Below are 26,208 nucleotides of genomic sequence, written 5' to 3'. Positions count from 1 at the left end.
CCTCCCAAACGGTATGCTGTTTTTAATGGGTGCCGCCCGTACCAAAATCGTCGTAGCTGGACAAGTCGGCGTGATAAAACACAACGTCCCCGTCTAGCAATGAGAACATCCCCCCGTAAGGATCGACAAAACTGCGCTGAAAACCTTCCATCTGCCACTGGTTGTCCAGCGGCGCATTTTTATACTGCAAATGCGGGTGAGCGATGTCCTTATTGCGAATGATTTCGATGTTAAAATTGACTACAAAATAGCCGTCACGCAGGAAGATCGGCGCATTGTCGTCCAGCCGGTGGGTACGTCCGTACTCGGCCAGATTCATGCCTACTGGCACTGCATAGGGAGCAGCGGGAAGGCTATACTCGCCAAACCAGCGCTGCACCGAGGCATTAGCTCGTGCAGTATCAATGCCGGACGGCACCTGCATACTGCCGATAAACGTCCGAAGCTGCGAAGGAAGTAACATTCCGTCGTAGCCGCCGACGTAAATCCGCTTTTGCGCCGCTTCCTTCAAATACTGCTGTACATACGTTGTCTGACTGCCAGAAGAACCATTCACCCTCCAAAGTGAACTGGCAGTATTGGATAACTCCTGCTGCGACACATTGCGCATACGGGTATCAAGCGTCACCAGACGCTGCTCGGTGTCTTCCGTGGAGCCGATCCGAATAAACCGCTTGGTTCCCGAATGATAGTACAAGTCCACCTGTTGTCGGTTTTTGCCCTGCTTGTCAACGAAATAAAAGGTAGGCGTGATTTTAATCCCGTCGCCCGCGCTGAACATGTTGCCGAGCGTTTTGACCTCAAATTTGAAGTGATAGCCTGTTTTTACGACAACATTTTTCTTTCCGCTCTCCGGGTGACTGCCGGGCCGAATCGGCAGCACGTAAGGGGCCGTATTGCCGCGCGCCGCGCCGTCGATCCCTTTTGTACCAACCCAATAGCTATTTCCGGTCGGCGTCGCACTGCCTGCCGCCGTTCTGAACACCTTTTCCCACTGGTAGTCGGCAACATCGGTAATTCGGAAGTCGAACAGACGGCCAATAACCTCAACCGCCACAACTTGCGTCGCCACATGATTAGTTAAGTCCAAATTGGCATTTCTTTGTGATGTGAATGAAGCCGGACTGTTTTCGGCAAACGTGCGGAATAGTACATCATAATTTCCCTCATCTACCCAAACGGGCATGTAAAAAGTGGTTGTAAGCTGGCCGACAGGAATCGAAGTCCAGGTGTCCTTCGGAATCAACGTTGCGTGGTCAGCCTTGTATACATCGAATGGGAACCTTACCTGCTTGTCTCGCACATATTTGGCATAGTCCCGATTGCCGTAGCCGGTAATGTCCCGGTGCGGCCCGCTGGTAGGAATCGTCACGGTAAAGGGACGATCCAGAATAAGCGCCGAACGATCGGCTGTCGGCACCGTTTTCTGGTTGTGTGCCTGATCGTCGGCTACTGATGCCAGATTGACGACGGGGGTATGCACCGTCACCGGATTGATGTCATTGATCGGGAAGCTTTGGTTCGATCCGCCGCCGATGCCCTTGACCAGCGTATAATAAATCGTGCCCGTGCTTGGCTGGCTCGCCTTGTTCGTTTTAGTCGGATCAATGACAAAGCCCGAACCATATAAAACGTCCTGCCCGATCATGGGAGATGCGGGAATCGCCCCCGGAGCGGGAGCCGTTTCCTCAACCGTCCGATTGTCCATGATCGTTTGTCCATTAAAGACGACCGTGTCGTTCTTGACCTTGATTTTCCCGACCGCATTTTCAGCCTCTGACTTCCAGTTCTCGCTTGGAACCGAAGGTCTACTGGAGCCGCCGTAAACCGTTTGACCGGAAAGCACAACGTTGCGATACACCGGGTCCGTAATATGGGACGAGACCGCTGCATCATGGGTGGCGGAAACAGACGGTGCGGTATACCCGTTTGCTTGCAGCGTCACCGAACCGGAGGGCAGGGCATAGTTGGCGACTGTCGCCTTCTGTAAGCCGTACACTTCCAAACGGTCTACCAGCCAATAGCTGTACTTTCGTTCCACACTGTAGCTTTGGGTGACCGTTTGCGTGTCGGATCGGGATACCGGAACCGTGGTCGAATGACCTTCGCTATCCGGCGGGCCGGGAACATATTCCGTCCATCTCAGCGTATAGGTGCGACTGACTGTAATCGGATACGATTTCGAGCCTTTCACTTCTGTGAACGTGTTGCGATACAAATACGCTTTTGCGCTCGCGTTAACATAAAGGCTTTCTGAGGTCGGTATTCCCTTTAAAACGTCAAATCGTTCAGCGCCGCGAGAATCCGCCTTTATGATCGCCGATGCCGTGGCATCCATCGCCTCGACTTGTTGGCTCGTGCCAGGTAACGAGGTATCGCCGCCGTCACTGTCGCCTTTGCGTACGGTGTGATCCGAGGTGGAATCTCCGCTGTTACCATTAGCATCTTTCACGACGACCGTGATTTTGACGGTAATGCTGGAGCCGGATGTGAATGGAATTTTGATCGGCAGCGATTTACTTGCCGTCAGCCCGCTGAGTGAGCCGGACTTATCGTTAGGCGTAACGAATGTTGCGTTCTCTATTTTTGTGATCTCATACGTTTTGAGCGGCACGGGTGACTTCGCTTCAAATACAAAATTCCCATCAACCGTGGTAACTGAAGCCTCGACGTTATCTGGGGCGTCGATACGGGAGGTCACGGTAATCGGGGAAGGAATTTTATAGATGCCGATGAAATTGGAGCCGCCAGAGCCAACCAAGATGGAGCGTTCGAGCAGCTTCGCGTCGCCTTTTTCTTGTATGAATAGCTTCTCATCCGGCTTCTTGTTGTTTGTGATATATGTGCGAACAATTTCATAGGTCTGGCCGCCAGATGTGAGCTGCGGATCAAACGTATAGTTCACTTCCTCTCCAGTCTCGAAGACGCCTTTGTCGACTTCCTTGAGCTTCGTACCATCTTCCTTTTGATAGATCGCCTTTACCGGGTTATTTTCAGCGTATTCGGCAATCGCGTCCGTTCCGCCAAGCGCCACCGTGAAGCTTCGCGTTCGCACCTTCGGATTTGTATCCGGATTTTCCTGTAACCAGCTTTTCTGCGTTAGGTCCTTCTTCGGCGATAGGTAGGAGCGGACAATACTGTACGTTTTCCCGTTATCCTCAATCGTCGCAGGAAACTCGTGGTTGATCGTCTCGCCGACTTTGTAGTCACCCTTATGGAACGTGACCTCAGGCTGCTTGAGGATCGTTCCTCCCACGGTTTTCGCAACGACATCGACAGGAAAATTCGCGCTGCGATAGGGGACGTGAATCCCAAAGTAATCATCGAGATCATCCGGGTGCGCCCAAGGTTCAGCGTTCTTGATTCCTTCTAACGTGTAAAATGGGCCTTTGCGCACGTTTCCATTGCCATCGACGGATACCATGATTGCGTACAAGTACAGGTCGTCGTTGTCCTTGATGTCTCCCATGCCTGCTTGCCACATGCCGTCCGTTACTAAATCTTCACTGACTTCGTAGTAGGTCGTGACCGGCTCTCCGGGAATTGGGGGGTTCGGATTTTGCGCGACTTGACGCACCTGTTGATTGACAAATGATGCGTGACTGCCGTTACGCGGATCACTGCACTGTTTGGATGATGTATTCGTGCAGAGTTGGTCACGACGCACCGTCCAACCTACCGTTCTGTAGCGGATGGACGAGGTTGCTGCTGTGCTAGTGATTTCAAATTTGATCTTACCCTCATCTACCCGGACAGCCGGTGTCGCGGCATTCGTAAGAAACGGAAAGCACGACAATAAAAAAGAGCATGCCAGCAGCATGCTCAACGTGATTCGTATGAATTTAGGTTTGCGCATCTAGTTCGAGTCCGCCTTTCTAATGATATGATTGCGGAACAAACTTGCATTCGGATCGACCTTCAACGTATTTCCCCAATCGCCGCCTACATTAGTGGATAGAGAAATATCGGCGTAGCCTTCGTACCAAACACCTTTCTCAAACGTTTGTTTTTTCGGGAACCACTCATCGTAAAGCAAGTCATTGCTTGCCTTGTACGAGACGAATTTAATCCTGAACTTGGATCGCACAAAGTTGTTGCCAAACCCATCTTTATAAATCATGGATGGCTCGGGATCAAGATAGCCTTCCATCTGGATTTGGTTCTCTTTGACCCATTCTGCGTAGCGGCGAATATGCTTCAGTTCGGCATCAGAGTTTTGCATTTTGGTAGCAAAAACCGCCTGCGCCCACGCGTCATCAATCGTGTTGTAATTTACATTCAGCCAAAGCGCACCGAATGCTTTCAGTCTTCCCATCCAAATATCCACGTTCTTCTTGTTGAATTCCGGCTTCGTCGAATAGAGGACGGATGAAACTTTGCTGTCTGTTGGATGCGAAAATGGATAGCCCATCTCGTACATTTCGTTCGGAACGTCCGCAAGAATGTATGGATAATCGCTCGCATTCTTCGGTAAGTCGGTCGTGCGTATCAAGCGCCCCCATTGGTCGGTCTGCGCCGTGCTATCTTCGCTGGTCTTGATAAACACGGTGTCTGTCGGATTGTCCCAATCCACCTTCGCACCCAATACCTCGCTGACGAAACGGAGCGGCACAAACGTTCGACCGCCGCTCAGGATGGCTTTCGTATCCAAAGTGACCGCTTTGCCATCTACCTGCACAACATTTTGGTCAATCGTCAGAACGATAGATTGATCGTCACTCGTAATCGGAACCGTTTGTGTTTTCGATTCCCAGCCGACTTTCGCTCCGAGCGATTCGGCGACAAAGCGTACCGGGACGAGCGTTCGCCCGTTCTCATCAATAAACGCCTGCGCGTCTGGAAACCAGATTTTTTGGCCGTCCATGACGACGCTGACAAAGGTTGGCGGTTTACTGGCTGCGCTTGCCGTCAAACTGAATATACTTCCGAAAAGTGTCACAATGAGGAGGGATACTAACCTTCTTTTCAAATGCCTCACTCCCTAAAGAAAATGTGCGAAACTGGAAAAACTTTCTGTTGCCTACATCATAGTGCCGATTCTGTTGCCTGTCCACTGTCCGGTAGCCTCTCCTCAGCAGGAACCGGGAGCCACTCGTTATTCCGTGCGTGAAGCCCTTCTTCTTATAACAACAACGACGATGACAAGAATCAGCAGCAAGCTCCCGTAGACGCAGGATGGGCGCAGTCCAAATGAACCTTCATGAAGCGGAGAACCGTCCCCAGTAGCCTGAATCACGGTTCCTGATGGCATAGTCCGACCGTCCGTTACTTCAAAAGGGAATTCCTTCTGTTCTGTACGGTTACCCAGCGTAGTCTTCACTTCCACCATGTAAGAACCGGGAGAAAGCGGCCTGTTTAACTCCGCCATGTACTGTGCGACCGTGCCTGCATAAATGGAATCAACCGTTGATTTCCTTTCAAACAAAAGCTCGCTGACATCGTCCTGCTGTTTGAGCTGCACCTCGATCTCCGGTTCGGACAAGCTTTCGCCTTCATTGACCAGCAAAATCGTCAGGCTCGCTTTTCCGTTCTCCAGCGTGTATACGGCTGCGTGCGGGACAGCCTCAGGAGGCTTCGCTTCGTCCAACTTGTAGTTGAGGACGACCTGCAACCCGATTTTACGTGCCGCCGATTCCCTCATACTTTGATCGTAGACGCCGATGACGGACACGTACTGGCCCGGCTCCACACTATCAGGTATCTGCATTTCCATTGTAAAGCTTTGCGTCTCGCCAGCCTTGAGGGTTATACTGCGATCCGGCGCCCTGTACCATGCAGCCGAACCGGTATCGGGATCGCTCGGTAAAGTAAAATCCTTACCGCCGCCCAATGCGGGCATGGCATCGGCCGCATAGAGCAGCGCTGTTATTTCCTCATCTGTGGGATTCGTGACGTGAACCGTGTACTCGCGCTTATCGCCGGGTACTATATCCTCGACATAAGCGCCCAACTCCGGATTGATCCGGTCGGAATCCCCGCTGATGACCAGTTGCTGCCCATCCATAGGGTTTGTAAATCCGGCGGCTATACAAAAAACGATTGCCGCCAGCAACAGTCGAATCCACATGATTGATGAACTCCTTTACTTCTATTCCGCTTGCCATCGCTCACATGAGCGAATAGGCTACGTTCCTGCTAGAAGGCCGAACCGAGGCAAGGCAGGGGCATATATCCCTTGCGCGCGGCTGCTTGCCCGCTGGCAAACGTTTCTTCGGCAGGGTAGGTGTAACCGCAGGAACTGCGGTAGTACACCTTCATACTGCCTTTCCTGGCCCCGATGATCGTTGGACGTTTCACGATGCGGCTCCCGCCAAGCGCATAGTTGTTGTACACCTTTGCTCCCATCGGGATACCTTGTACAAAAGCCAAAACGCCCACATCATCCACCGTATTGTGCCAGTCCTCATCAGAGATCAGAGGCAGGGTGAACGTGTAGGACAGGCCATTTCGAGAGACCGTTTCGTTATATCGATTGATCCGGTAGGCCAACTCGTCCTGGATCGCCCGGACAATCGTGCTTCGTCGTACCTGCTCGAAGAGCGCAGCATCCTGCAAAAGCGGAATCGTCGCTTGCTGCCGAATGTCCTGACGCAAGCCCTCATGCCAGCTTCGGCTGACCGCATCGTAAGCGAGTACCTGCTGGTCGAGCGTAAAGGAAAGGCTGTTACCCGCCGAATCGGAATACGCATAAGGCTTCTTCGTTCCCCAAGCCGGTTTCATGACGGTTTTTCCGTCAGTCCCCGTCCATTCTTGCTCGGAATAGACGTAAAAGCCGTCGTACCCGATGATCACGATAGCCGGAATGTAGCGATGCAGGACACCTTGCGACACCGGATCATCCCCAGCGCCGAAGCCTGCGTCCAGCGTCCGGTAGAACGCCGCTAGTGCTTCTTCCTTGTTCAGCGCGACATGTTTGGCCGAGGCATATTGCGCTTCCTGCTGCTGGCTTGCGTTAACGACGAGCAACCTCGCGGCGTCATCCACCGCGGCATCCAGCGCAGCGTCGTATCTCATCTCTGTCAGCACCGTCCGTCGCAGGATATCTGTCTCATTCCGGTTGACTATCGCGAGGGGGAGAAACAACAGCGCACCGACGATTGCCCATTCAATCCATTTCATTGCGCACCACCCCGCCATACGGAATCACGATTTTTTCATTTGGGCTGATGGTATTATTCAGAAAATCGAAGAGCAGCGTGCCTGCCGTTCGGTTCGTATTGCGCACAATCACCGAGAAGCTGTCACCCGCGCGCATCCGATAACGACGGTTTGGGTCATCCTTTGCTTCCCGATTGTTGGGAAACAGCACCGGTAGGATCTGCTCATTGAAAAACGCATCGTACTGTACCTCGTAGTTGCCCTTAAAGGTTTCGGGCCGTGTCGGATCGTCGTAAACCGGTACATACTTCTTGCTGTCATGTTCCATCTGAACGTCAAAGCTATTGCCGGTCGCCGCAAGCGCGGTCATGAATTCGTTATACATCGTTGGCGTGATGCCGCCTTTGTCCCGAACCGCATCAACGAAGGCTGTCGTCGCGCGCAAGGCAACCAGTTCCGAAATATCGTCCTGCTGGTCAAAGGCGGCAGAGAGCGGGTAGAGGTAGAGCAGCAGAATAGCGATCAATACGGCGAAAATTTTGATCAAACTGTTCATGGCAGGCTCCTTAGTGTCAGGCGCTGCAAGTGACCGGAAGCGTCCCGCTCATAGGCGGGCTGATATCGCCCCTTCAGACGTATGCCTGCGGACGAAAGCTGCTCCCGTTCCAGCGGCGGCGCGAATCGAATGCCGTCTACCACCATTTCCGCATCTCCTTCATCTAGGCGAGCGATAGCTTGCAGCACTTCCGCACCGGATACCGAACCGTCGCCCGAGAGCGGTACAGCGATTTGCTGCAAGTTGCGATCCTGCGATTGGCCGGTTACATAGGCGAGCGAATTGAGTGAGGCACCGGTCTGAAACAAAATCAGACCGCTTCCTGCGGCCATGAGGAAAACGAGCAATGCTGCGCTCATCTCCAGCATCGTTCTAGGCGCATAGTTCATGCGTTACACCTCCTTCATGACGAAAGCGTCCAGCCTGGGCCGGACGCTTTCGTAACTTCATCCGACCTTATTGCTGCCGGAAGATGATGCCGCGAATGACATTGCTGCTGTCCAGCACCAGCGTGCTGCGGAACTTGCCGCTTGGATTAACGTAGTTGATGTCCGCTTCGTCTACGGTCTGGCTAATCTGGCCGGGTGCGGCTCCAACGATTGCGCCGTAGGTGACGCTATCCAGAGGCACACCGGTATTGACAACCTTGCCGTACCACTGACCGGTCGGGTTTTTGCCGGTAACGATCTGGATGCCAAATTGGTCCTGATCGCGGAACTTGCGAAGCGCGTTGACAACCTGACTGCCTGAAAGCGTCGTATTGTCATACACCGTAAACGCCGTTTGTGAAAGTTCCGTCTGGATATTGCTGAAATTGCTTTGAGCCGCCTTGGTCGAATCCTGGGCGGAAATAAACAGCACGACAGCCAGTGTAATGAGTGCGATGGCAAGGAAAATTCCTGCTGCCATGACAAGTGCCTTCTGCGCATTGGACATGTACAATTCTCTCCTTTGATTGGGGGGATAAAAAAAACGCCTTCCCGCTGATGAAGGAAAGCGTCTGTATGGGTTACTGGATGCGTTGAAGCTGATCGTAGTACACGGTCATCTGATGCAGGCTGACGACGACAAGCGGAATGACCAAATACCCGAATATCAGCGTCATCAAGGGGGCAAACCCGATCCAGCGGCCCCAGCCTGCCTTTTGTTCAATTAACTGTTCATACTCCTGCTTGCGCTGCTCTCGCGCAAACCCCTGCTCTGCTTCGAGATCGTCGAATGCCTGCCGGATCGTCAAATGCTGCGAAGCCATTTCCAGCTTTTCCACGATCCGAACAAAAGGCAGAAACGGTGCATCTTCTTTGAGCTGCGCAAGCGCCTGCTCCTCACCCTGTTCAAAATGAAGAAGGCAGGATTGCAGTGGCTCCTTGAAGACCTGCGCGAACTGCTCCATCCATAGCAGAAGCTGTTCAACCGACATCCGTTCCATCCCGGCCAGCATGGCAATCACGGCCTGCAACTGATCCACCTCGTGTTTCATCTCCATCTGCCGCATACGCCGCTGGAACAGTCGAATACCAACTGGCAGCGTGTACCCGCCCCATCCTGCGGCGAACGCCAAAAACGCTTCCCACCACGCCAGAAAAGGCTGATTCAGCTTCTCCAGCTTGCCAAGGATGCGCCGCGCCGCCTCTCGAAGCTGATCCTCCTTGACCTGTGCAGCCGGGTCCTTGCGCAGCAGGCTGATGACGCTATTTTCGCTTCGCGGCCTCACCTCCTTTAATTTATCGAGCATCCTGCGATCCTGCGCGGCGGCTTCCCGCGCCTTCGTTTCCTCCTCCGGAGACAACTGCCCGAAAAGTGTTCCCAGCTTCACTGGTGCATACAGCACCTGATGCCGCTCCGCTGCATGCAAGGACACGAACAAGCCCAGCATCGCCAAAAAGGCTGCGAACCCGGCCACGATCCGCTGCACGTAAAACCATTCGAGACGTAAGGGAGAGGCTGTATCCTTGAGCAGTTGGGTTATCCGTTCCGCTTCTCGCGAGCCGGGAACCGGCCCCAGCCTGTGGGCTAGCCAGCGCATCCACGGCCAGCCATAGACCCGTTGTTCCCATCTTTTTCGGATGGTGGGCCTTGCGGTCGCACCCAGCTCCGACAGGTTGCGCAGCAGCACGTAGCATAGCCACACGACGACAAGCAGACAGAGTTTGACGGCCCAACCGAAAGCGCTGGCGTAGAACGTGTCCATTGCCGGAAAAAAGTGGCTGGCCCAGGCTTCAATCGGACGGGTAAATAGCAGCGGCAGCAGCGCGATAACGGTCAGCCCCTGTAATAAGAAGCTGAGACGCTCGCGTCGCAGCAATTCCAGATTCAGTTCGATGGACAGCTTTTCCAGTCCCTTGAGGTAGACCGAACCGCTTTCCGTTTGCTGATCGCCATGCTCCTTGATGAGATACGACAATCCCGCAAAGCCCTGCAAATAGCGATTTGGGGCATGCTCCACATATTGCGCTAGTTTATCTTCGGTGTCGCTGTCCGTCAGCATGTCGTACAGCTCTTGCCCGTGCAGCGCCATTTCATACGGCGCGCTGTCCGCCGATTCATAGACGGCTTCATCCACCATCCCGTGACGATGGTAATGATGTCTCACATCCCCAAGAAACAGACGAAGTTGTCGCAGCAGCCTCATTTCGAGCCGATAAACACCCATATCCGAGAGGATGCCGTGGCCGACCCAAAGACCAATGCCGAGCATCGCCAGCGTGTAAGGGTCGCGCACCGCCAAAACAAGCGGAATCGCGGCCAAAAGCAGGACAAGCCACATCAAGAGCGCCGATTTCATCACCTCAAGCCGCAGCTTCCATTCGTCCCCGAGCCGCAGGATGACCAATCGCCTGCGAAGGTGTTGCAAGTACATCCTTAAAACCGGCATCTGCTCGCAAATGCTGTATAGCCGCTGCATGAAACTGTAAACCGCCTGCTTGCGAGGCGCTTGCCCCGGCTTACGCAGCGCTTCGTAGCGCCGGACTGCCGCCACCTCCGAATCACGCCGGGACAGCCACAGGAAGGCCGCGACAGCGGCAAAAAAGAGCACGGTTGCGATGCCAAGCAGAGGGGAGAGCCATTCCCGAATCATGTCTCATCCCCCCAATGGGATGCCAGAAACGCATCAAATACGGCCTGATCGGGGCCGCTCAGGTATTCCGCAATCTCGCAGCGACTTTGCTCGGACAGGGGATGAACGGCAACGTAACGACCGTCGCGGTATTCGACGAGATTTTGGGCGGTGTACAGCGGGCGATCCGTCGAGCGGCGGAAGTATTCGAGCGTCGTTTCCATAAAGGCTGCCATCCGTTCGTCCTTTGTCATTTTCCCGCGAAAGGCTTCCGGGTACGCCGTCTCCTGCGGCACTGGGACGCATTCCGTAATGCGCTCAATATAGCGTCGTCCGTCCATGTCGCGGCGAAGGTGAATATCGAAGTTGACGACGCTGACGACCTGCTGCTCTGCCACACGCTCGTTCGTAAACACCTTTGTTTTCAACAAGGAATTGCGGAGAGATAGCACAAGGTCACGGAAGGTTTTGGCGTGATGCGTGAACAAGGTGAATAATGACGCCACCTGTGCCATCTGAACCATCCAAGCGGCGACCGGATCGGTCGCTACCTCTCCCAAAATATTGACGGAGCCGTCCGTCTTCTTCTGGATGTCCAGCCCCTGTTGACCGGAAATCGTCTCGGTTTCGCGCAGGCTGACGATGTTGCGTTCTGGATAAATTTTGCGCAATTGAAGCTCAAAGCTCATTTCCTGTACCCGGATCGGCAGCACTTCTGGAATATGACGAACCATCGCCATAAGCAGCGTTGTTTTGCCGCTGCCCTGCGCGCCGGTAATCGCGGTGATCCGCGCACCCGATACCAAGTAACGAATGAGGCCAATCGGCAATTCCGCGCCTTCGTCCTGAATCAACTGCTCTAGTGTCGCGCTTTGCACGTCGAATTTGCGCACAAAAAAAGCCCACGATTCACTGAATCGGGGGCGTAGCACGACGACGCGGGAGCCGTCTGCCATTTCATTGACCTTAAATCCGTTCGCCTCGGACAACTGGCCGGGAAAATTGTGCTTGTAGATGATCTGGCAAACGCGTCGCAGTTCCTGCTCGGAGCCGAAGGACAAGAAGCTCAGGTGGATGGACTTCCCCTTGTAAAACAGCCATATGCTGTCATGCGAACGGGGCAGCGACTGAAGCTGTGCGTCCTCCTCCAGCGACCATTCGCCCTCCCACATGAGCGGCGGCAGACCGGATACGCCCCCGGATACGCCGTCCACACGCATGTCGCGCAACTCGTCCACGACGCTGAATCCCTTGTAATGCTGATAAATCCGCTGGACGACAAGTTGGAGCTTATCGTCCGTCGTCAAACGCGGCGCTTCACGGGCGAAGACGCTACGAATATCCTCCGCCGTAATCCGGTACGTTTCAAGCTGGCCTTCCTCGTTTCGTCTTTGCCGATCCCATTCATAGGTTTGAACGAGCCGGTCGAGCGCATGAAGCCCGGCTTCCTTTTTATATGTGTAAAGCAGAATATCAAACTGGTCTTGCGCGGAGAGGGACTCCGGCTGATGAAATGGCAGCAGGAGGTTCAAATTCGCATCGTCCAACTCATAGCGCTGCACGAGCAGGTCGGCAATGATCTCCTTGACGTATTCCTTGTCCCGCAGATCACCGGAGGTGCAGCCCCGCAGCGCCTTTTTCAGCTCCGCCCGTTTGCTTTTTCGGCGGCGGTATTCTTCCTCCGACAAACCGAAGTCGGCTAGGTTGCTGCTGGTTAACTCGTGTAGCGTTGCTTTTACGAAAGTGGTCATCGCTTCCAGCGTATATACCGATGTGTCGTCCGTCCGTTCCGGCAATCGTCGGCTCAGGCGCAAATAAAGGAAGAAGATTGAAAGCAACAAGAGCGCGATCAGGATGAAGGCATTGAGCAAAGCCGTCATGGCGTGTCGCCCTCCTTCCCTTCGAAAAGGTGCTGCCTTGCGCCTGCGCTTTCTATCACAGCCTGCGCCAATCGTCGCACCTGCTGCACGAACAGGTGGTTCTCATGACCGCTTGCTATCTTTCTGTTGCGAAACCAGAAAGGATTCGCTTCGCCATGCTGTGCCGCATCCATCCAGCCTGTATTATGTGCAACAGGGTACACGGTCGGTCCTATACGGAATTGACGCATGAGATTTTTAGAAGTGAGCGTCGAATAAGGGTCGTACTGTCCGAACACGAGCAGCGTTCTTCGGCCTTGCAGCATCGCTGCTTCTGCCGATTGAAAAAATCGCTCTAGAAGGAGACGGTTTTGCGGCAGGCAGACGACCCATACGTCGGCCTGCTGCCGCAGCATTTCGTCCCAAGCCGACCCGCTGCCGCTCCCCCCATCCAACAGCACTACATCGTAAGCGCGGCGGGCAACCGCAAGCAGCGGTGTGAGCCATTCCTTTGCCGTTTCGATAAAGATATCCTCTTGCTTGATGGAGCCGGGCAAAATATCCAGGCGATCCCGCAGTAACGGATGGGCATAGTCACGCAGCATGACAGGCTCCAGCTTGCGGTTTTTCAGCAGACGCAAGAGCGCATCAATTCCCGTGTCCGGGGTATGCATGTCCTCTCTTCCGGCAGGTCGATAATAGGCTCGTTCGACAGCGGCGTAACTGCTTAGCAAATGCCCAAGCAACAGCAATCGCGCCGAATATTCCAAACCCATGCACGTCGCCGCGGCGAGCAGATTAGTCGTTGTCCCGGCCTGACCTGATACAGGACTCCAAAATACAACGGTAGCTCCCATAAACGTTCTCCTTTCTACCACACCCGCACCCGTTTACGGGCGATTGCCCAGGCTCGTCGCGCTGTCTTGCGGTCGCAATCGCCAAGCTGCTCCAGCATCGTCAGCAGCATCTCGCGAAACGCCCCGGTCAGCCCGCGAAGGTCGATGCGGCCGTGGTGTTGATTGTTCAAATCGACGGCTGCATCGCGTTCGTCAAAAGGGAAGCGAAACACCGTATCCTCCAACTGGATATGCCGCAACCGCTTTTCGGCTCGCCACGCTGCCAACTTTCCCGGTATGTCAGGGGAGAGCAACTCGAAAAACGAGATAGGCTCTTCCGTGTTCTGTAAGCCGAGACGAAGCATCAGCTCCTCGTTTTTCTCCAGCGATAACCGCCTTCCATCCCAGCACCACACCCGCTTATCAAACTGGGACAGGTTGTGGTGGAAAACAAATTCCGTATGGTCAGTGTCCACCAGCATGATGTCGTATGCCGGTGTCGTCCCTGCCTGTGCCAAGCCTCGTTCAAGCTGTTCGGGAGTGAGATAGCCGTAGGCCACATCCATACCTTCATAATCCTGAACGGCGCTATTGGCATAGGCGTGCGGCAGATAACCCCGAATCGACTGCGTGACGGTGGAATCCACCAACAGCACTTTATTCCCCAAGGCCACAAGCAAGCGGCCAAGCACCAACAAAGCATGCGTCTTGTCCGCTACGCCGATAAAAACAATTTTTTTCATATCCGCACTCCTCATTGATTGAAGATGTTTTCCCACTTATCTTCGCTTGCCGGAGGCGCTTCGGTTGCAGGAGGCATACCCGATGGCAGCGACGGCGAAACGGCAGGAGGGGGCGTCTGTTGATTTTTCGGAGATTGAGTAGCTGCTGCACCAGCAGCATCACTCACGCTAGGCTGCGGACCATTCGTCGAAACTGCTGATTCTCCAGACTGCGGTGTGCCTACTGGCTGTGTTCCGCCCATGGCATTGCCCTGCCGCGTCGTCATCCGTTCGTTTTGCAACTGCTGCTGCACGGTTACACTACCGCTGGTGACGCGAAGTTTGTCCGAGTCGCTGACCGCCTTCAAATTGCCATCCAGCGTTTGACGCAGCGCGCGGGCAAGTTCGATTTTTGCGGTTTCGAGCAGATTGGGATCGACCGCCATCAGGTTCAATACCTTCTGATTGGCCGGATAGTTGACCACAGCCGCTTCCTGTAAGCCCGGCTCGATGTACGGGAGGGCATACAGCCGCGCTCCCTGCAAGTACGCATCAATAATTGCGCTGGACGTTTGGAGGATGTCCATCTCATTCAGTTCCAGCCACACAACCGTACCGGACAGCTCCTGTACCTTCTTTTTAGATAAAAGAACAAAGTCCTCGCCGGTTGGAAAGCCGATGCGAACGTCTATATATTGGTTAGGCTTGAGATTAGAGGGAAGCTGAATGACCTGAAACTCCTGTATGCGCAAATCCTTCGGAATGGGCTGTCCTTCGTACAATAAAGAGGAAAGTAGCGGCATTCCTGATGCAAGCTCGATCTTGGCGTTTTTGCCGATGATGCTTTCCCGGTCGGTGATTACGCCCGGCGGAACCAAACTGACGGGCATCGGAACAGCCTTGAGGTCATCCGCTTTGAGCGAGACGCCTGCCGGTATCGTTTTTGCAGTCGTCCAGACATTTCGGCTGTTTTGCTGCTCCTCCTTTTTCAATTGCTGAATCTGCCGCTCATACTCCTCTTTCATCTGTTGCTGCTTTTGCTGCTGGTCGGTGTGCTGCATCAGCATATACAAGGCCGCTGCTACCAGAAGCGCCACGCTGATCGCAATGGCTCCCATGATGAGCGTCTTGCGGTGTCGATACGTCCATGACATCGTTCACGATCTCCTTTCATTTATATAGAAGATACCTTGCGCTTCTCTTAACGCGCTTCGCCTCGCGGACGCGGCTTTGATGGGGCTTGCTCCGCTTGTCGTTGTGCCAGCTTCTCGGCCGCCCATGTGGGCGTATGCTCCGGCTTCAGGAACCCCATCAGGTCTTCCCGGTTATAGCGGTATTCATCGCCGGAATAGAGGGTTTCCGCATAGACCGCCCGCCCACGTGAGTTCCCCCGAAGCCCCGAAACCTCCCGTTACCCAAATCAACTGATGGTCTGCCGTGCGAAATTCCGGCCGCAACCAATCCAAACGGGTCACAACAATTCTGCCGCCGAGATCATCGTCACTTTTGATGGGCAGGCATTGGTCCGGTTGAATGGGAGGCATCGGCTCCGTGATCGTAGCGCGCTCGGTCTGGAGTTTCTCGATTTCCCATTGCAATAGCTTGGTAAATTCCTGCATTGCGACTAGGTAATCCTCATATCCTTCTGCACCGTAATACTGATCGATACCAAACAAATTATTCTGCGAGCAGTAGCAAACCAAATAGGGCTTTTCGGTATTCGTGATGTCGATGCCTAAAACAACCTCCACCCTGCCAATGGGTAGCGCTTGATAGACTTCGTAGTCACCGGCCATTCGTTTCTCTTGCTCCATCGTCAGCCCTCCCGGTTCTTTTTGCGGTCACGTTTCTTGTGCCAGCCTTCGGCTTCCTGAGCCTGCTTGCGCAGTTGTGCTTCTTCCTCCTCAGATGGCCTACTACGCGCAAAACCCGGCTTTTCTTTCATCAGACGTTCATACTGACGCCGTTTTCCTTTCGTAAAGTCCATTGGATGATCTCCTCCCCGAAAATGGGCATAAAAAAAGCTCTCCGTCAGGGGAGAGGGTGCATGAACAAGGCGGCAACGGGGGAATTACCGTTCGTGCTCCCTCTGCCGCCTTTTGTACCAGCTTTCCAGCAGTTGCACGATCAGGTCTTCCTTTTGTTTTTCCGAGAAGTCTCGTGGGAAAAAGCGGTCGATTCGTTCTCGCTGAATACTCATTTTTTCTTTCTGATTCGGCTTTTCCTCCGTTAGTATGGTGTAAATGACATCTGTATTCAGCCTGCCTTCTTGACTCATCTTTTTCATACGCTGAGCCTGTGCAAGTGAAGGCGTGCAGTCCTCTGCCTGCATGGTATCGAATAGGGCTTGCTGTTCTTTCTCGGCCAAGTAAGATAACTCAACGGCAGGATTAAAGGCAATCCGTTTGTCGTCTACCATTTCGAGAATGTGAGGAGTGAGTTCGGTTAGGCGAACGTATCTAAATATTTGGTTTTTGCTTTCGCCCATCTGTTCTGCTAATATCTCGCTTGATTTCTTTGCAGCAGACTTGTTCCCAACTTGGGAACGAGTTAAATCTGTTCGTTGTCCTTGTCTGTTCATTGCTTCCAATTTCATTTTGTAGGCAAAAGCTTTTTCACTCGGAGAAATATACTCCCGTTGCAGGTTGCTATCCACCATGATGATAGTCGCCTGATCGTCATCCAACTCGCGAACGAGACATGGAATTGTCTCCATACCAGCCAATTCACTTGCCTTCTTTCGACGATGGCCGGATACCATCTCGTATCCACCGCCTACCTTTGGCCGAACTAAGCCGGGAACAAGGACACCATACTGCTTGATACTATCCGCCATTTCTAACATCGCTTCATCCGCCCTTACCTTAAAGGGATGACCGGGAAATTCACTAATTTCAGCCAATGGAATATCCATCACCTTTTCCCGTTGCGAATCGTTGCGGCTTTCCTCTGTCGAGAATAAATCATCGACTTTGGTCAGCTTTATGCTGGCGAGCCGATCTTCTTTCGCTGCCAATATCCTGCACCTCCTTCGTAAGTGCAGCGTAGGCTTTAGCAACCTGTCCGTTCGGATCGTGGGCGTAAATGCTTTTACCCTTGGCGCTTGTTTCCGCCGCGCGGATGGACAGGGGGATTTCTGTATTGAATACACGCAGCTTATCCCCATAATCCCGACGCAAAACTAAAGAAATGTCTTTGGCGAAATTGGTTCGGCTGTCTACCATCGTGAGCAGCACACCGTCCACAGCCAGCTTCGGATTAATTTGACGCCGAACGCGGGCAACCGTCTGCAAAAGCTGCGTCATGCCTTTGGCGGGCAGATAGTGTGCCTGTACCGGGATGATGACGCTATCCGCCGCTGCCAATGCGTTGATCGTCATCATGCCCAAGCTCGGCATACAGTCGATCAGGATATAATCGTAATCTGCTTTTACGGAATCGATGTACGAACGCATAATCGTTTCCCTGCTCATCGTATTGACGAGCGCCACTTCGACCGCCGATAATTCGATGTTTCCCGGCATCAGGTCGATACCTTCGTGATGGTGCAAAATACCTTCCCTCGGTTCATACGGCTCCTCCGTCATGCCCTTCACTAGCATTGTGGCGAGTGAAATGGACAGACTATCCGGTTCATGGAAGCCTAACGAATCCGTCAGGTTGCCCTGCGCATCCGCGTCCAGCAGCAAAACTTTCTTACCTTCAGCCGCTAAGCCAATACCGAGATTGACCGCCGTTGTCGTTTTGCCGACGCCACCTTTCTGATTGGCGAGAGCGATTACTTTGCTCATCCAACAACTCTCCTTTCACGCAAAAAAGCCGACTGCACTGAACATTCAATAGTTCAGACAATCGGCTTTTTTGAAAAGTATCTATATAAAAAGAGAACGCCCCCGAAAGTGGAAGGCATTCTCTTGGACATTCATCGAATATAGCAATCTGGCATCAAAAACAAATCGCGAAACTATTCTCTTTCGTTCAACATATCTACCCATCCCACGCCCAAATCCAAGTCACTTGACCACAAGGATATTTCTTAATACGTTGATCGTCCAATGATCTCGGTAACATTATCGTATAAATTATCGAAGTGAAGAAGACTAATTTTATCGTTATCCTTCATATTGCGTTGAATCCAGTAAGTATTTTCATCAAAATCTTCGCGGCGTCCCGCTACAACTGTGTAATGAATCCGCGTTTTATCTAGTTTAAGAAATTCGCGGGGTAGTTCCATGTTCGGATGTTTGTATTTGTTAAACGATTCTTCAAGCGTGGGAAAATTAGGTTCAAGGTATCGTTTCCATTCGTTAATTTGCTTAATCCCCTTACGAAACGCCGCACCTAATTCGCCGTCTTTAATGGTAATGTCTTTTTTGGGGTGTTCCAATTCAACGAGAATAAATTCGTAGCCGCCTGATCTCTTCCCAATTATCAGATAATCAACGCGGTATGTATTGCCGAACCAAAATTCCGGTATAACGTAGGCTTCATGATGCCCGAAGTTGTGGTCTTTGAGAATGGAACCAATTATAAAATACGCTTGGTTCTGTTTTATAAACCTCATGATCGAAGCTTCGGTGGCATCCGGCTTGTCTAGTTCAACAAGGAACTTTTCCGTTAGATGGTTCAATCTATCTTCTTCTCTCAGTTCTTCGACATCCAAAAAATTGTTTGGAAATAAGCTCATGAAATGCCGCGCTGCCTTCGGATATTCTCTATAACGACTTCTTTTCCGCCATCTTCCTGTGCCTATTTTTTCATCTTGTTTCATCGCTTCCCATGTAATTCTTTCTTCTTCGGTAAGTTTCGTATAATCTCGCGAATACAATGACATTTTAACGATTCACCCCTATTAAAAACCGATCATCGATCTAAATGGCGTATATCCAGTTACAATCGTAACAATTGAACTGACTAGACCTATCACACCAATAAGAAAGGAAAGCAGCTTGACTGGATAGTTATTTGAAAGTGTGTTGTACATCCTATATCGTACTAATCCTGACCAATACATCAAAGATATTGGACTTGTAACAACAAAGCGGACCCCTTCACGAAGCCATATTAACGGGTTCTTCACTTCCTTTTGTGCTTCATTCACCCAGCCTTCTGCGGCGCCTATAAACGTAAGCAACACATCGTCTATCGTACTGATAACTTCCTGCAATATTCGACGTTCCAAATCCAAACTATAACTATTAACCATCTCTGAATAGTTTTCTCTAATGCCACTTATTCCGTTTACGATAATTTCATAGTTCCTAAAATAATGATTCGCGCCGGGTGGTTTATACACCGATGCTATACCGAATGACCCCATTAACGTTTGCATCTTTGTTGATTTCATTTTTAGCCATTGGTATTTGTCGCCGTTGAATGTGTTTTGAAACAACGGCGAACAAAAATCTCTATAATTATTCATAAACTCGATAGCGAAGTTTTCGTTTTTTACTGTGGTTCGAAGAGTAGCAACTGTTTTGACGAAACCAATAACAATAATTAACACGACAATAATAAATGGTAGCCAGTTGTTCAACGACACGACTCCTTAACATGTTATATGGACGGACGATATGTATAATATTGTATCATATTTTGACGCTTATCCGGGAAAGCCTTCATCGTAAAATAACCTATTCAACACGTCGATCAATTAAAATCACACATAACAGATATGTTACTTTCAATGATAATAAACTCATCCAGCGAACGGCGGTTAACCGTCCTCATAGGCTGTCGCCCCTTCCAGGATCACTGCAAGCCGCCCCCATTGCGATAACTATGGCTAGACGGAAGTATCATTATCCCGCCGCATAGATTATCGCCAAAATGATACCATCATTTATTTTTGCATAGGTAAAGATCGCTCGCACCCCAAATAAAGGATGGTCGTGGCGCACCTGCAAAATGGCTTTCCCTTTCGGGTATGCGGGGAACGTACCGGATGAGTGGTTATGTTATTGTCAAAGAACGGTGGAGGGATGTATCCCCTCTACCATCCGTTTCATTTTTGAAGCCAAACCGGACCCTTCTCTCAAAAAATATTTATGAAAATAAAAGCGGCAGCATCAAACTCTTCATAGAGCTTGGTGCTGCCGCAAATTATTGTGTGTAACTGCATCCTTTCCGTATGTTTGAAAAACTCTTTAATATAAGATATGTTCTAGTGTTTTAGGACATTGATCATTTCATAGCATTCGCGCAGGTGCGAGTCCTCCTTCAAACACAGGTTTACAAAGGTTTTCATTTCCTCTATTGACCACCGCACATTCCCCAGAATTTCACAACAGACATGAACTCCATACTCACGCCCATTCTGTTTTCAGCGAATAAAGTAAATTTTTTCTCGGAAGTGTCCGATTTCCCCCAAAAAATGAAACGGATAGTAGAGGGATATTTCAGAACCTCATCTCAATCGAATTATGTTGAATAAGGAGTTCGCCCATGCCACACAATCAAAATCAACCAGTTCTTGAACCTGATCCTTACCAACTTCTTTTTCAGACCATGCCTGATGTCGTAAATGTCGAGCAAATGTGTACCATGTTAGGCGGCATTAGTACCAAGACAGGCCGCAAATTACTCCAATCAGGGCGCATCGCCCACTTTCGCATCGGGCGCTTCTACAGAATCCCGAAGCTGAGCATCATCCATTATTTACGGGAAATCATGACCCCCGGCACTCCACTCGACTATGACGCTTTACAGCATTGAACTAATCTTTCTATGCCTGTTATCATTAAAGTGTCGATGGTAGGAAGCCGGGCTGCTATCCTGGGAGGGATTACGATGGTAGCAGGCCATCTGCAAGAAAAGAAAGGGAATTATTATATCGTTCTGAATTACAAAGACGAAGAGGGCAAGCGGAGAACCAAATGGATTGCAACAGGGTTACCGACAAAGGGGAACAAGAAGAAAGCAGAAAGCATGCTGCAAGACGCACGCAAGAGCTTTGAAATTCCTTCTGAAACGATTGTCGAGGAAATAACGCCGCCGATTGAGAAGAAAGCCACTCCAGACGCGGACAGTCCAGCCGGTGTTCTTTTCAGCGATTTCATGTTGGAATGGCTGGAAATGATGAAGCATCGAGTCGAAGTCACTACTCATGCCGCGTACACCTTTGGGGTCAAAGGCCGAATCGTCCCTTACTTTCGTGAAAAAGGATTTCGACTGCTGGAGATACAACCCAAACACTTGCATGATTTCTACCAGCACATGTTAAAGGAGTTCAAGCTTTCTACAAGTACCGTACAACACTTTCATGCCTATATCCGTCAAGCTCTGCAACACGCGCTTAAAATGGATATGATTTTAACCAATCCGGCTGATAAAGTTGAGCGCCCAAAAAAGAACCATTTTGTAGGAAGCTTCTACAACGATCAAGAGCTTCAGGAGTTATTCGAGGCAGTAAAAGGCGATCCAGTCGAGCTTGCCGTCCTACTGGCCGCTTTCTATGGCTTACGGCGCGGCGAGATTGTAGGGCTCAAATGGCAGGCGATCAACTTTCAGAACCAGACACTTACCATCCAGCACACCGTCATTCCTGTTTCCTATGAGGGCAAACAAATCACAATCGCAAAGGACCGGGCCAAAAATAAATCCAGTCGTCGCACCCTTCCCCTCGTCCCGGCGTTTCAGGAATTGCTTTTGCGATTACTTGAGGAACAGCAGCGAAATCAGGCGCTCTACAAAAGTTCGTACTCCAATGACTACAAAGACTATATCTATGTAGATAAGCTAGGGCAATTGATAAAACCGGGGTATATTACGCAGCACTTCCCGATTGTGCTAGAGAAGCATAATTTGAGAAGGATTCGCTTTCACGATCTTCGGCATAGCTGCGCCAGCTTATTGCTGGCAAATGGCGTTAATATGAAGGACATTCAAGAATGGCTTGGGCATAGCCATTACTCCACAACGGCTAACATTTATGCTCATCTTGACTACAGTTCAAAGATTTCGTCGGCACAGGTCATGAGCAACACTTTACAAATCCCAATCATGCAAAAAGCTCCTGAATCGTCACAAGGACAAATTCAAGAGCTCGTTAATTGTTAGGGTGGTGCGGTCAAGAGGACTCGAACCTCCACGGTATTGCTACCACTGGCACCTGAAGCCAGCGCGTCTGCCAATTCCGCCATGACCGCACATTTTTACCCTCATGTGCCTCTCGGAAAACGGAGAGAACTACAGGAGAGAACTTGGAACCAATACTTCAGTAAAACCGCATAACCACAAGGGTTTTGGGGAATCTCAACCAGCTTTCGCACAAGTACCTGAATCTAGCGCGTCTGCCAATTCCGCCATGACCGCGAATCACAAGAAATAATATAACACGAGCAACAATTTGATGTCAATACTTTCCCATCTATTTTTAGATTGAATTTTATTGGCTTTCAATCGGACTTTTCTATCGCCGGATGAATTGACAGCAGCGCCCTGCCGCTCCTATACTTCTAATCAACACTATTCCACCTTATTTACTGTGATTTATACCCCAGCCGACCGGACCGCCGGAGGCTGAAGCTCGCAGCAACGCACCGCTGCCGCTTCAGCCTCTTTTTGCGGTTACCCGCAGCAAAACATTCCTTGCAGAAAGAATCGGAGGTTAGCCTATGATCGCTATCAAAGCTCCCTTATTGTATCGAAACGAACCGGCCCTTCTGGAGCAGAAGGGGCTGCTGGAAGACTGGGAGGGACGAATTGCGGTCATTATAAGCGGAAATACCGCATGGGATCTCGTATCCGCGCAGCTCGCCTCCCGCCTCGGCGAAGCCCATATCCCTTTCTCCAGGCTGTCGTTCAAAGGGTACTGCACCCAGGAGAAGATCGACCGCTGCTCTCTAGAGGCCGAGCGCCTCAATCCTTCCTTTCTGATCGGGATCGGCGGCGGCTCCGTCCTTGACCTGACAAAGGCCGTCGGAGACAAGCTCGGCCTCCCGGTCGTGGCAATCCCGACCGTTGCCGCAACATGCGCGGCCTGGTCTGCTCTAACCGTGCTCTATGACGATGCCGGACGCGCCGCCGGCTACCTGCCTCTCTCGCGTTCTCCCGAGCTGGTGCTGGCCGATGCCCGCGTTCTCGCCCATGCCCCGCGCCGTTATCTCGCATCCGGCATCGCCGACACGATCGTGAAATGGCATGAGCACGGCGTGAATGCTCCGGCTGGCAAGCAGCCCGGCCTGGATCTTCAACTGAGCCTTCACGCTGCCCGCCTTGCCCTCGATCTGCTGACCTCCCACTCGGCTCAGGTATATGAAGCAGCCGATGTCCTGTCTCCTCCGGTCGACGAAGCCTTCAGCCAAACGATAGATGCCGTCATCGTGCTGGCGGGACTGGCAGGAAGCATCCACAGCGGCCGGCGCAGGGCGGCTATCGCGCATGCCATTCATGACCGGCTGACATGGTTTCCCGAGACGCAAGGCACGCTGCATGGAGAAAAGGTCGGCTTCGGCCTGCTGTCGCAGCTCGTTCTCGAGGGCAAAGCCGACGAAGCGGTGTCGCTTGCCTCGCTGTTCCGCCGGATCGGGCTTCCCGTCACGCTGGAGGATCTCGGCTTCAAGCCTTCCCGGCTCAAGGCGCATCAAGACATCGCCTCCGGCATCCAGCTGCCGGAAGAAGCCAAGGCAGCGCTCGCTTTCGACGCCTCGCCCGCCCGTATCGCCCAGGCGATAGCCGGAGCGGACGCCATCGGCAGAACGGCCGCAGCCAATCTCATGACCGGCTCGTAACCGGCGCGGCACCCATTCCTTCTTCGCGAAAGGCGGATTGAATTCCTTATGGCCAACCGGTCCAACCTCACCATCAAGCTTCTCCCTATTCTCCTGCTCTCGGCAGCCTTGGCAGGCTGCGCTGCTTCGGGCAGCAGCTCCGGCTCCTCGGCTGCCGCCGGCAATACCTCCTCTCCAGGAACGGCCGCTCTTTCTTCAACCGGCTCGCAGGCCGATCTGGGCAAGGTCACCCTGCGGGTGGGACAGACGGGCTGGGCAAGCCTGGAGCAGGGCTTCAAGGCGGCAGGTGTCGACGACACTCCGTACAAGCTCGAGTTCAGCGTGTTCCAGGGAGGCAACCTGCAGCTGGAAGCGATCGCGGCCGATCATCTCGATGTCGCCCAGACGAGCGAGATCCCGCCGATCTTCGCTTCCCAATCAGCCGGGGGCGGCAACTTCAAGATCATCGCCCTCAGCAATTCCAATACGCTGAACCAGGAGGTCGTCGTCCCCAAAGGCTCCCCGCTCAAGCAGCCGGCCGATCTCAAAGGAAAGAAAGTCGCGTTCGTCAAAGCGACGACGGCTCATTATTTCCTGCTGAAGATTCTCCAGGAAGCCGGATTGTCGTGGAGCGACATCCAGCCGGTGGAGCTGTCCACCGCCGACGGGCTCAGCGCCCTGCTCAGCGGCAAAGTCGACGCGCTGGCAAGCTACGGGAACTCCATCATTACGGCTCATGAGAACGGAGCTTCGACTCTCGCCAGCGCGAAGGATATCCTCTCCGGCAATTTCCCGATCGAAGCGACTCCGGCCGCGATCGCGGATCCGGGCAAGCATGCCGCGATCGCCGACTTTTTGAACCGCTTGAACCGCTATCAGGAATGGACGCGCCAGAACAAGGAGAAATGGGCGGAAATTACGGCCGCCGCCACCCATCAGGATCCGGAGACGGCGCTGAAGACGCTGGAGGAAGGCGAGGCCCAGCGTCCGTCCAAGGTGCTTCCGGTCACGCCGGAAGCGATCGCGTCCAATCAGGATGTGGCGGATGCGCTGCAGACTGTCGGCCTTTTGAAAGCCAACGTGGATGTGAGCTCGTTCTTCAGCGATGCGTTCGCATCGGAAATCAAGTAAAGGAGCCCTGGCAGCCATGAACCGTACCGCCTCCCCGCGCCGGCGCGACGTCATCCTTCCCTGGACGCTTCCCGTCCTCATCCTTGCCCTCTGGCAGGTGTCCACGTCAGCGGGCTGGATTGCGGAGCGCACCCTCCCTCAGCCTCTGCGCGTGGCGGAAACGCTGGCGGATACGATCCGCAGCGGCGTGCTTCTGCACAATCTCGGCATCAGCGCGATGCGGGCCATGCTCGGCTTCCTCATCGGCGGCGGAATCGGCTTCGCCCTCGGACTGATGAACGGATTGTCCAAGACCGCGGAGAAGGCGACGGACTCCTCGATCCAGATGATCCGCAACATCCCGCTGTTCGCCCTCCTCCCCTTGTTCATCATCTGGTTCGGCATCGGCGAGGAGATCAAGCTTGCGCTCGTATCGCTCGGCGTCTTTTTCCCGGTCTATCTCAATACGTTCCACGGCATCCGCTCGGTCGATCCCGGGCTGATCGAGATGGGCAAAGTCTACCGAATGAGCAGGCGCTCCTTGTACGCCCACATCGTCTTGCCGGGCGCGCTGCCCTCCATTCTCGTCGGCGTGAGATACGCCCTGGGCATCACCTGGCTCGTCCTCATCGTTGCGGAGACGGTCGCCGCGGATGCCGGCATCGGATACATGGCCATGAACGCCAGGGAATTTTTCCAGCTGGACGTCATTGTGCTCAGCATCGTCATCTACGCCCTGCTCGGCAAGCTGTCCGACAGCCTCGCTAAGCGGCTTGAAAAACGGTTCCTGAAGTGGAACCCGACCTATGTTCCCCGTTAAGGAGGCGGCCGGATTGGCCCATGCAGAAAAGAAAGGAATCGGCTTCGAGCTCCGCCGGCTCGGAATGTCGTTCGACGGAAGGCCGGTCCTGTCGGAGCTGAACCTGTCGGTGAGATCCGGCGAGTTCGTAGCGGTCGTCGGAAGGAGCGGCTGCGGCAAGAGCACGCTGCTCCGGCTTGTCGCGGGGCTTCAGCAGCCTTCGCGGGGAGAGATCGCCTGGGAAGAGGCGCACGCCTCCGGCACGCCGGAATATACCCGCGTCCTGTTCCAGGAAGCAAGGCTGCTCCCCTGGAAGTCCGTGCTCGACAACGTCAGGCTCGCGGCAGGCACGGACCGGGATACGGCCGCGGACGCCCTTCGCCAAGTCGGGCTCGCTTCCCGCGAGAACGATTGGCCCTCCGTCCTCTCCGGCGGCCAGAGGCAGCGGGTCGCTCTGGCC

The 26,208-nt window shown here is 52.8% G+C and carries 24 protein-coding genes and 1 tRNA gene; 6 read left to right on the top strand and 19 right to left on the bottom strand.

What is annotated here, in order from left to right; genetic code table 11:
* Window positions 1-22: 22 nt before the first annotated feature.
* From BN871_RS01495 to BN871_RS01415, 18 genes are all read right to left on the bottom strand, one after another.
* Complete coding sequence (locus tag BN871_RS01495) at window positions 23-3,856, bottom strand: DUF5704 domain-containing protein (RefSeq protein ID WP_232312747.1); 3,834 nt, start codon at window positions 3,854-3,856, stop codon at window positions 23-25.
* Complete coding sequence (locus BN871_RS01490) at window positions 3,857-4,912, bottom strand: copper amine oxidase N-terminal domain-containing protein (protein ID WP_232312745.1); 1,056 nt, start codon at window positions 4,910-4,912, stop codon at window positions 3,857-3,859.
* A 183-nt stretch (window positions 4,913-5,095) separates the two neighbouring features.
* Complete coding sequence (locus tag BN871_RS01485; RefSeq protein ID WP_021877796.1) at window positions 5,096-6,067, bottom strand: DUF916 domain-containing protein; 972 nt, start codon at window positions 6,065-6,067, stop codon at window positions 5,096-5,098.
* 68 nt (window positions 6,068-6,135) lie between these two features.
* Complete coding sequence (locus BN871_RS01480; protein WP_048743953.1) at window positions 6,136-7,119, bottom strand: hypothetical protein; 984 nt, start codon at window positions 7,117-7,119, stop codon at window positions 6,136-6,138.
* On the bottom strand, window positions 7,106-7,654 hold the full coding sequence (locus BN871_RS01475; RefSeq protein ID WP_021877793.1) for a hypothetical protein: 549 nt from the start codon (window positions 7,652-7,654) through the stop codon (window positions 7,106-7,108). Before BN871_RS01475 ends, BN871_RS01480 begins: the two co-directional genes overlap by 14 nt.
* Window positions 7,651-8,043 carry a hypothetical protein gene (locus BN871_RS01470; RefSeq protein WP_021877792.1) on the bottom strand — a complete coding sequence of 131 codons (393 nt, stop codon included), beginning with the start codon at window positions 8,041-8,043 and terminating at the stop codon, window positions 7,651-7,653. The genes BN871_RS01475 and BN871_RS01470 overlap by 4 nt, the downstream gene beginning before the upstream one ends.
* Before the next feature lie 67 nt (window positions 8,044-8,110).
* Window positions 8,111-8,590: a hypothetical protein gene (locus BN871_RS01465; RefSeq protein ID WP_028598712.1), complete on the bottom strand. Its 480-nt coding sequence runs from the start codon at window positions 8,588-8,590 to the stop codon at window positions 8,111-8,113.
* A 73-nt stretch (window positions 8,591-8,663) separates the two neighbouring features.
* Window positions 8,664-10,733 carry a hypothetical protein gene (locus BN871_RS01460; protein WP_021877790.1) on the bottom strand — a complete coding sequence of 690 codons (2,070 nt, stop codon included), beginning with the start codon at window positions 10,731-10,733 and terminating at the stop codon, window positions 8,664-8,666.
* The gene (locus tag BN871_RS01455; RefSeq protein ID WP_048743947.1) at window positions 10,730-12,592 is read right to left on the bottom strand and encodes a Flp pilus assembly complex ATPase component TadA; all 1,863 of its coding nucleotides are present in this window, start codon (window positions 12,590-12,592) and stop codon (window positions 10,730-10,732) included. Before BN871_RS01455 ends, BN871_RS01460 begins: the two co-directional genes overlap by 4 nt.
* Window positions 12,589-13,428, bottom strand: coding sequence for a hypothetical protein (locus BN871_RS01450; protein WP_048743945.1), 840 nt, complete (start codon window positions 13,426-13,428; stop codon window positions 12,589-12,591). Before BN871_RS01450 ends, BN871_RS01455 begins: the two co-directional genes overlap by 4 nt.
* Window positions 13,429-13,442: 14 nt before the next feature.
* Complete coding sequence (locus BN871_RS01445; protein WP_021877788.1) at window positions 13,443-14,150, bottom strand: hypothetical protein; 708 nt, start codon at window positions 14,148-14,150, stop codon at window positions 13,443-13,445.
* Window positions 14,151-14,161: 11 nt separating this feature from the next.
* Entirely contained in the window at window positions 14,162-15,283 is a 1,122-nt protein-coding gene (locus BN871_RS01440; protein ID WP_021877787.1) for an SAF domain-containing protein, read from the bottom strand.
* A 183-nt stretch (window positions 15,284-15,466) separates the two neighbouring features.
* Window positions 15,467-15,943: a hypothetical protein gene (locus tag BN871_RS01435; protein ID WP_048743943.1), complete on the bottom strand. Its 477-nt coding sequence runs from the start codon at window positions 15,941-15,943 to the stop codon at window positions 15,467-15,469.
* Between the two features lie 2 nt (window positions 15,944-15,945).
* Window positions 15,946-16,116 (bottom strand): hypothetical protein, encoded by a 171-nt coding sequence (locus tag BN871_RS27330; RefSeq protein ID WP_021877785.1) that lies wholly within the window; start codon window positions 16,114-16,116, stop codon window positions 15,946-15,948.
* A gap of 84 nt (window positions 16,117-16,200) precedes the next feature.
* A complete protein-coding gene (locus tag BN871_RS01430; RefSeq protein WP_048743941.1) occupies window positions 16,201-17,145 on the bottom strand; it encodes a ParB/RepB/Spo0J family partition protein in 945 nt (314 codons plus the stop codon).
* Window positions 17,093-17,920, bottom strand: coding sequence for a ParA family protein (locus BN871_RS01425; protein ID WP_021877783.1), 828 nt, complete (start codon window positions 17,918-17,920; stop codon window positions 17,093-17,095). Before BN871_RS01425 ends, BN871_RS01430 begins: the two co-directional genes overlap by 53 nt.
* 245 nt (window positions 17,921-18,165) lie before the next feature.
* The gene (locus tag BN871_RS01420; protein ID WP_069202412.1) at window positions 18,166-18,963 is read right to left on the bottom strand and encodes a Shedu anti-phage system protein SduA domain-containing protein; all 798 of its coding nucleotides are present in this window, start codon (window positions 18,961-18,963) and stop codon (window positions 18,166-18,168) included.
* A gap of 18 nt (window positions 18,964-18,981) precedes the next feature.
* Window positions 18,982-19,671 carry a hypothetical protein gene (locus BN871_RS01415; RefSeq protein ID WP_021877781.1) on the bottom strand — a complete coding sequence of 230 codons (690 nt, stop codon included), beginning with the start codon at window positions 19,669-19,671 and terminating at the stop codon, window positions 18,982-18,984.
* Window positions 19,672-20,573: 902 nt separating this feature from the next.
* Here BN871_RS01415 and BN871_RS01410 point away from each other — a divergent pair.
* On the top strand, window positions 20,574-20,843 hold the full coding sequence (locus tag BN871_RS01410) for a helix-turn-helix domain-containing protein (RefSeq protein ID WP_048743932.1): 270 nt from the start codon (window positions 20,574-20,576) through the stop codon (window positions 20,841-20,843).
* A gap of 75 nt (window positions 20,844-20,918) precedes the next feature.
* Window positions 20,919-22,187, top strand: coding sequence for a site-specific integrase (locus BN871_RS01405; protein WP_083436177.1), 1,269 nt, complete (start codon window positions 20,919-20,921; stop codon window positions 22,185-22,187).
* Between the two features lie 2 nt (window positions 22,188-22,189).
* Here the strand turns inward: BN871_RS01405 and BN871_RS01400 are convergent.
* Window positions 22,190-22,276 (bottom strand) — tRNA-Leu (locus BN871_RS01400).
* A gap of 468 nt (window positions 22,277-22,744) precedes the next feature.
* Between BN871_RS01400 and BN871_RS01395 the strand changes: the two genes are divergently transcribed.
* The 4 genes from BN871_RS01395 to BN871_RS01380 all read left to right on the top strand — a co-directional run.
* On the top strand, window positions 22,745-23,860 hold the full coding sequence (locus tag BN871_RS01395) for an iron-containing alcohol dehydrogenase family protein (RefSeq protein ID WP_048743930.1): 1,116 nt from the start codon (window positions 22,745-22,747) through the stop codon (window positions 23,858-23,860).
* A 48-nt stretch (window positions 23,861-23,908) separates the two neighbouring features.
* Window positions 23,909-24,970, top strand: coding sequence for an ABC transporter substrate-binding protein (locus BN871_RS01390; protein ID WP_048743928.1), 1,062 nt, complete (start codon window positions 23,909-23,911; stop codon window positions 24,968-24,970).
* 16 nt (window positions 24,971-24,986) lie between these two features.
* Entirely contained in the window at window positions 24,987-25,769 is a 783-nt protein-coding gene (locus BN871_RS01385) for an ABC transporter permease subunit (protein ID WP_048743925.1), read from the top strand.
* A gap of 13 nt (window positions 25,770-25,782) precedes the next feature.
* Window positions 25,783-26,208 (top strand): ATP-binding cassette domain-containing protein (locus tag BN871_RS01380; RefSeq protein WP_232312743.1); only part of this gene is annotated, 426 nt, incomplete at its 3' end.

Origin of the sequence: Paenibacillus sp. P22, assembly GCF_000469945.2 — a bacterium.
Classification (GTDB): domain Bacteria; phylum Bacillota; class Bacilli; order Paenibacillales; family Paenibacillaceae; genus Paenibacillus_O; species Paenibacillus_O humicus.
Note: the sequence above shows the minus strand (reverse complement) of the source record. Positions and strands in the feature narration are given on the sequence as shown.

Excerpts from the sequence above, each read along its gene's own strand:
- BN871_RS01475 (WP_021877793.1), bottom strand. The coding sequence starts at position 7,654 with ATGAACAGTTTGATCAAAATTTTCGCCGTATTGATCGCTATTCTGCTG.
- BN871_RS01460 (WP_021877790.1), bottom strand. The coding sequence starts at position 10,733 with ATGATTCGGGAATGGCTCTCCCCTCTGCTTGGCATCGCAACCGTGCTC.
- BN871_RS01465 (WP_028598712.1), bottom strand. The coding sequence starts at position 8,590 with ATGTCCAATGCGCAGAAGGCACTTGTCATGGCAGCAGGAATTTTCCTT.
- BN871_RS27330 (WP_021877785.1), bottom strand. The coding sequence starts at position 16,116 with ATGGACTTTACGAAAGGAAAACGGCGTCAGTATGAACGTCTGATGAAA.
- BN871_RS01455 (WP_048743947.1), bottom strand. The coding sequence starts at position 12,592 with ATGACGGCTTTGCTCAATGCCTTCATCCTGATCGCGCTCTTGTTGCTT.
- BN871_RS01420 (WP_069202412.1), bottom strand. The coding sequence starts at position 18,963 with ATGTCATTGTATTCGCGAGATTATACGAAACTTACCGAAGAAGAAAGA.
- BN871_RS01470 (WP_021877792.1), bottom strand. The coding sequence starts at position 8,043 with ATGAACTATGCGCCTAGAACGATGCTGGAGATGAGCGCAGCATTGCTC.
- BN871_RS01440 (WP_021877787.1), bottom strand. The coding sequence starts at position 15,283 with ATGTCATGGACGTATCGACACCGCAAGACGCTCATCATGGGAGCCATT.
- BN871_RS01390 (WP_048743928.1), top strand. The coding sequence starts at position 23,909 with ATGGCCAACCGGTCCAACCTCACCATCAAGCTTCTCCCTATTCTCCTG.
- BN871_RS01385 (WP_048743925.1), top strand. The coding sequence starts at position 24,987 with ATGAACCGTACCGCCTCCCCGCGCCGGCGCGACGTCATCCTTCCCTGG.
- BN871_RS01425 (WP_021877783.1), bottom strand. The coding sequence starts at position 17,920 with ATGAGCAAAGTAATCGCTCTCGCCAATCAGAAAGGTGGCGTCGGCAAA.
- BN871_RS01405 (WP_083436177.1), top strand. The coding sequence starts at position 20,919 with ATGGTAGCAGGCCATCTGCAAGAAAAGAAAGGGAATTATTATATCGTT.
- BN871_RS01410 (WP_048743932.1), top strand. The coding sequence starts at position 20,574 with ATGCCACACAATCAAAATCAACCAGTTCTTGAACCTGATCCTTACCAA.
- BN871_RS01450 (WP_048743945.1), bottom strand. The coding sequence starts at position 13,428 with ATGGGAGCTACCGTTGTATTTTGGAGTCCTGTATCAGGTCAGGCCGGG.
- BN871_RS01435 (WP_048743943.1), bottom strand. The coding sequence starts at position 15,943 with ATGGAGCAAGAGAAACGAATGGCCGGTGACTACGAAGTCTATCAAGCG.
- BN871_RS01485 (WP_021877796.1), bottom strand. The coding sequence starts at position 6,067 with ATGTGGATTCGACTGTTGCTGGCGGCAATCGTTTTTTGTATAGCCGCC.
- BN871_RS01480 (WP_048743953.1), bottom strand. The coding sequence starts at position 7,119 with ATGAAATGGATTGAATGGGCAATCGTCGGTGCGCTGTTGTTTCTCCCC.
- BN871_RS01395 (WP_048743930.1), top strand. The coding sequence starts at position 22,745 with ATGATCGCTATCAAAGCTCCCTTATTGTATCGAAACGAACCGGCCCTT.
- BN871_RS01495 (WP_232312747.1), bottom strand. The coding sequence starts at position 3,856 with ATGCGCAAACCTAAATTCATACGAATCACGTTGAGCATGCTGCTGGCA.
- BN871_RS01445 (WP_021877788.1), bottom strand. The coding sequence starts at position 14,150 with ATGAAAAAAATTGTTTTTATCGGCGTAGCGGACAAGACGCATGCTTTG.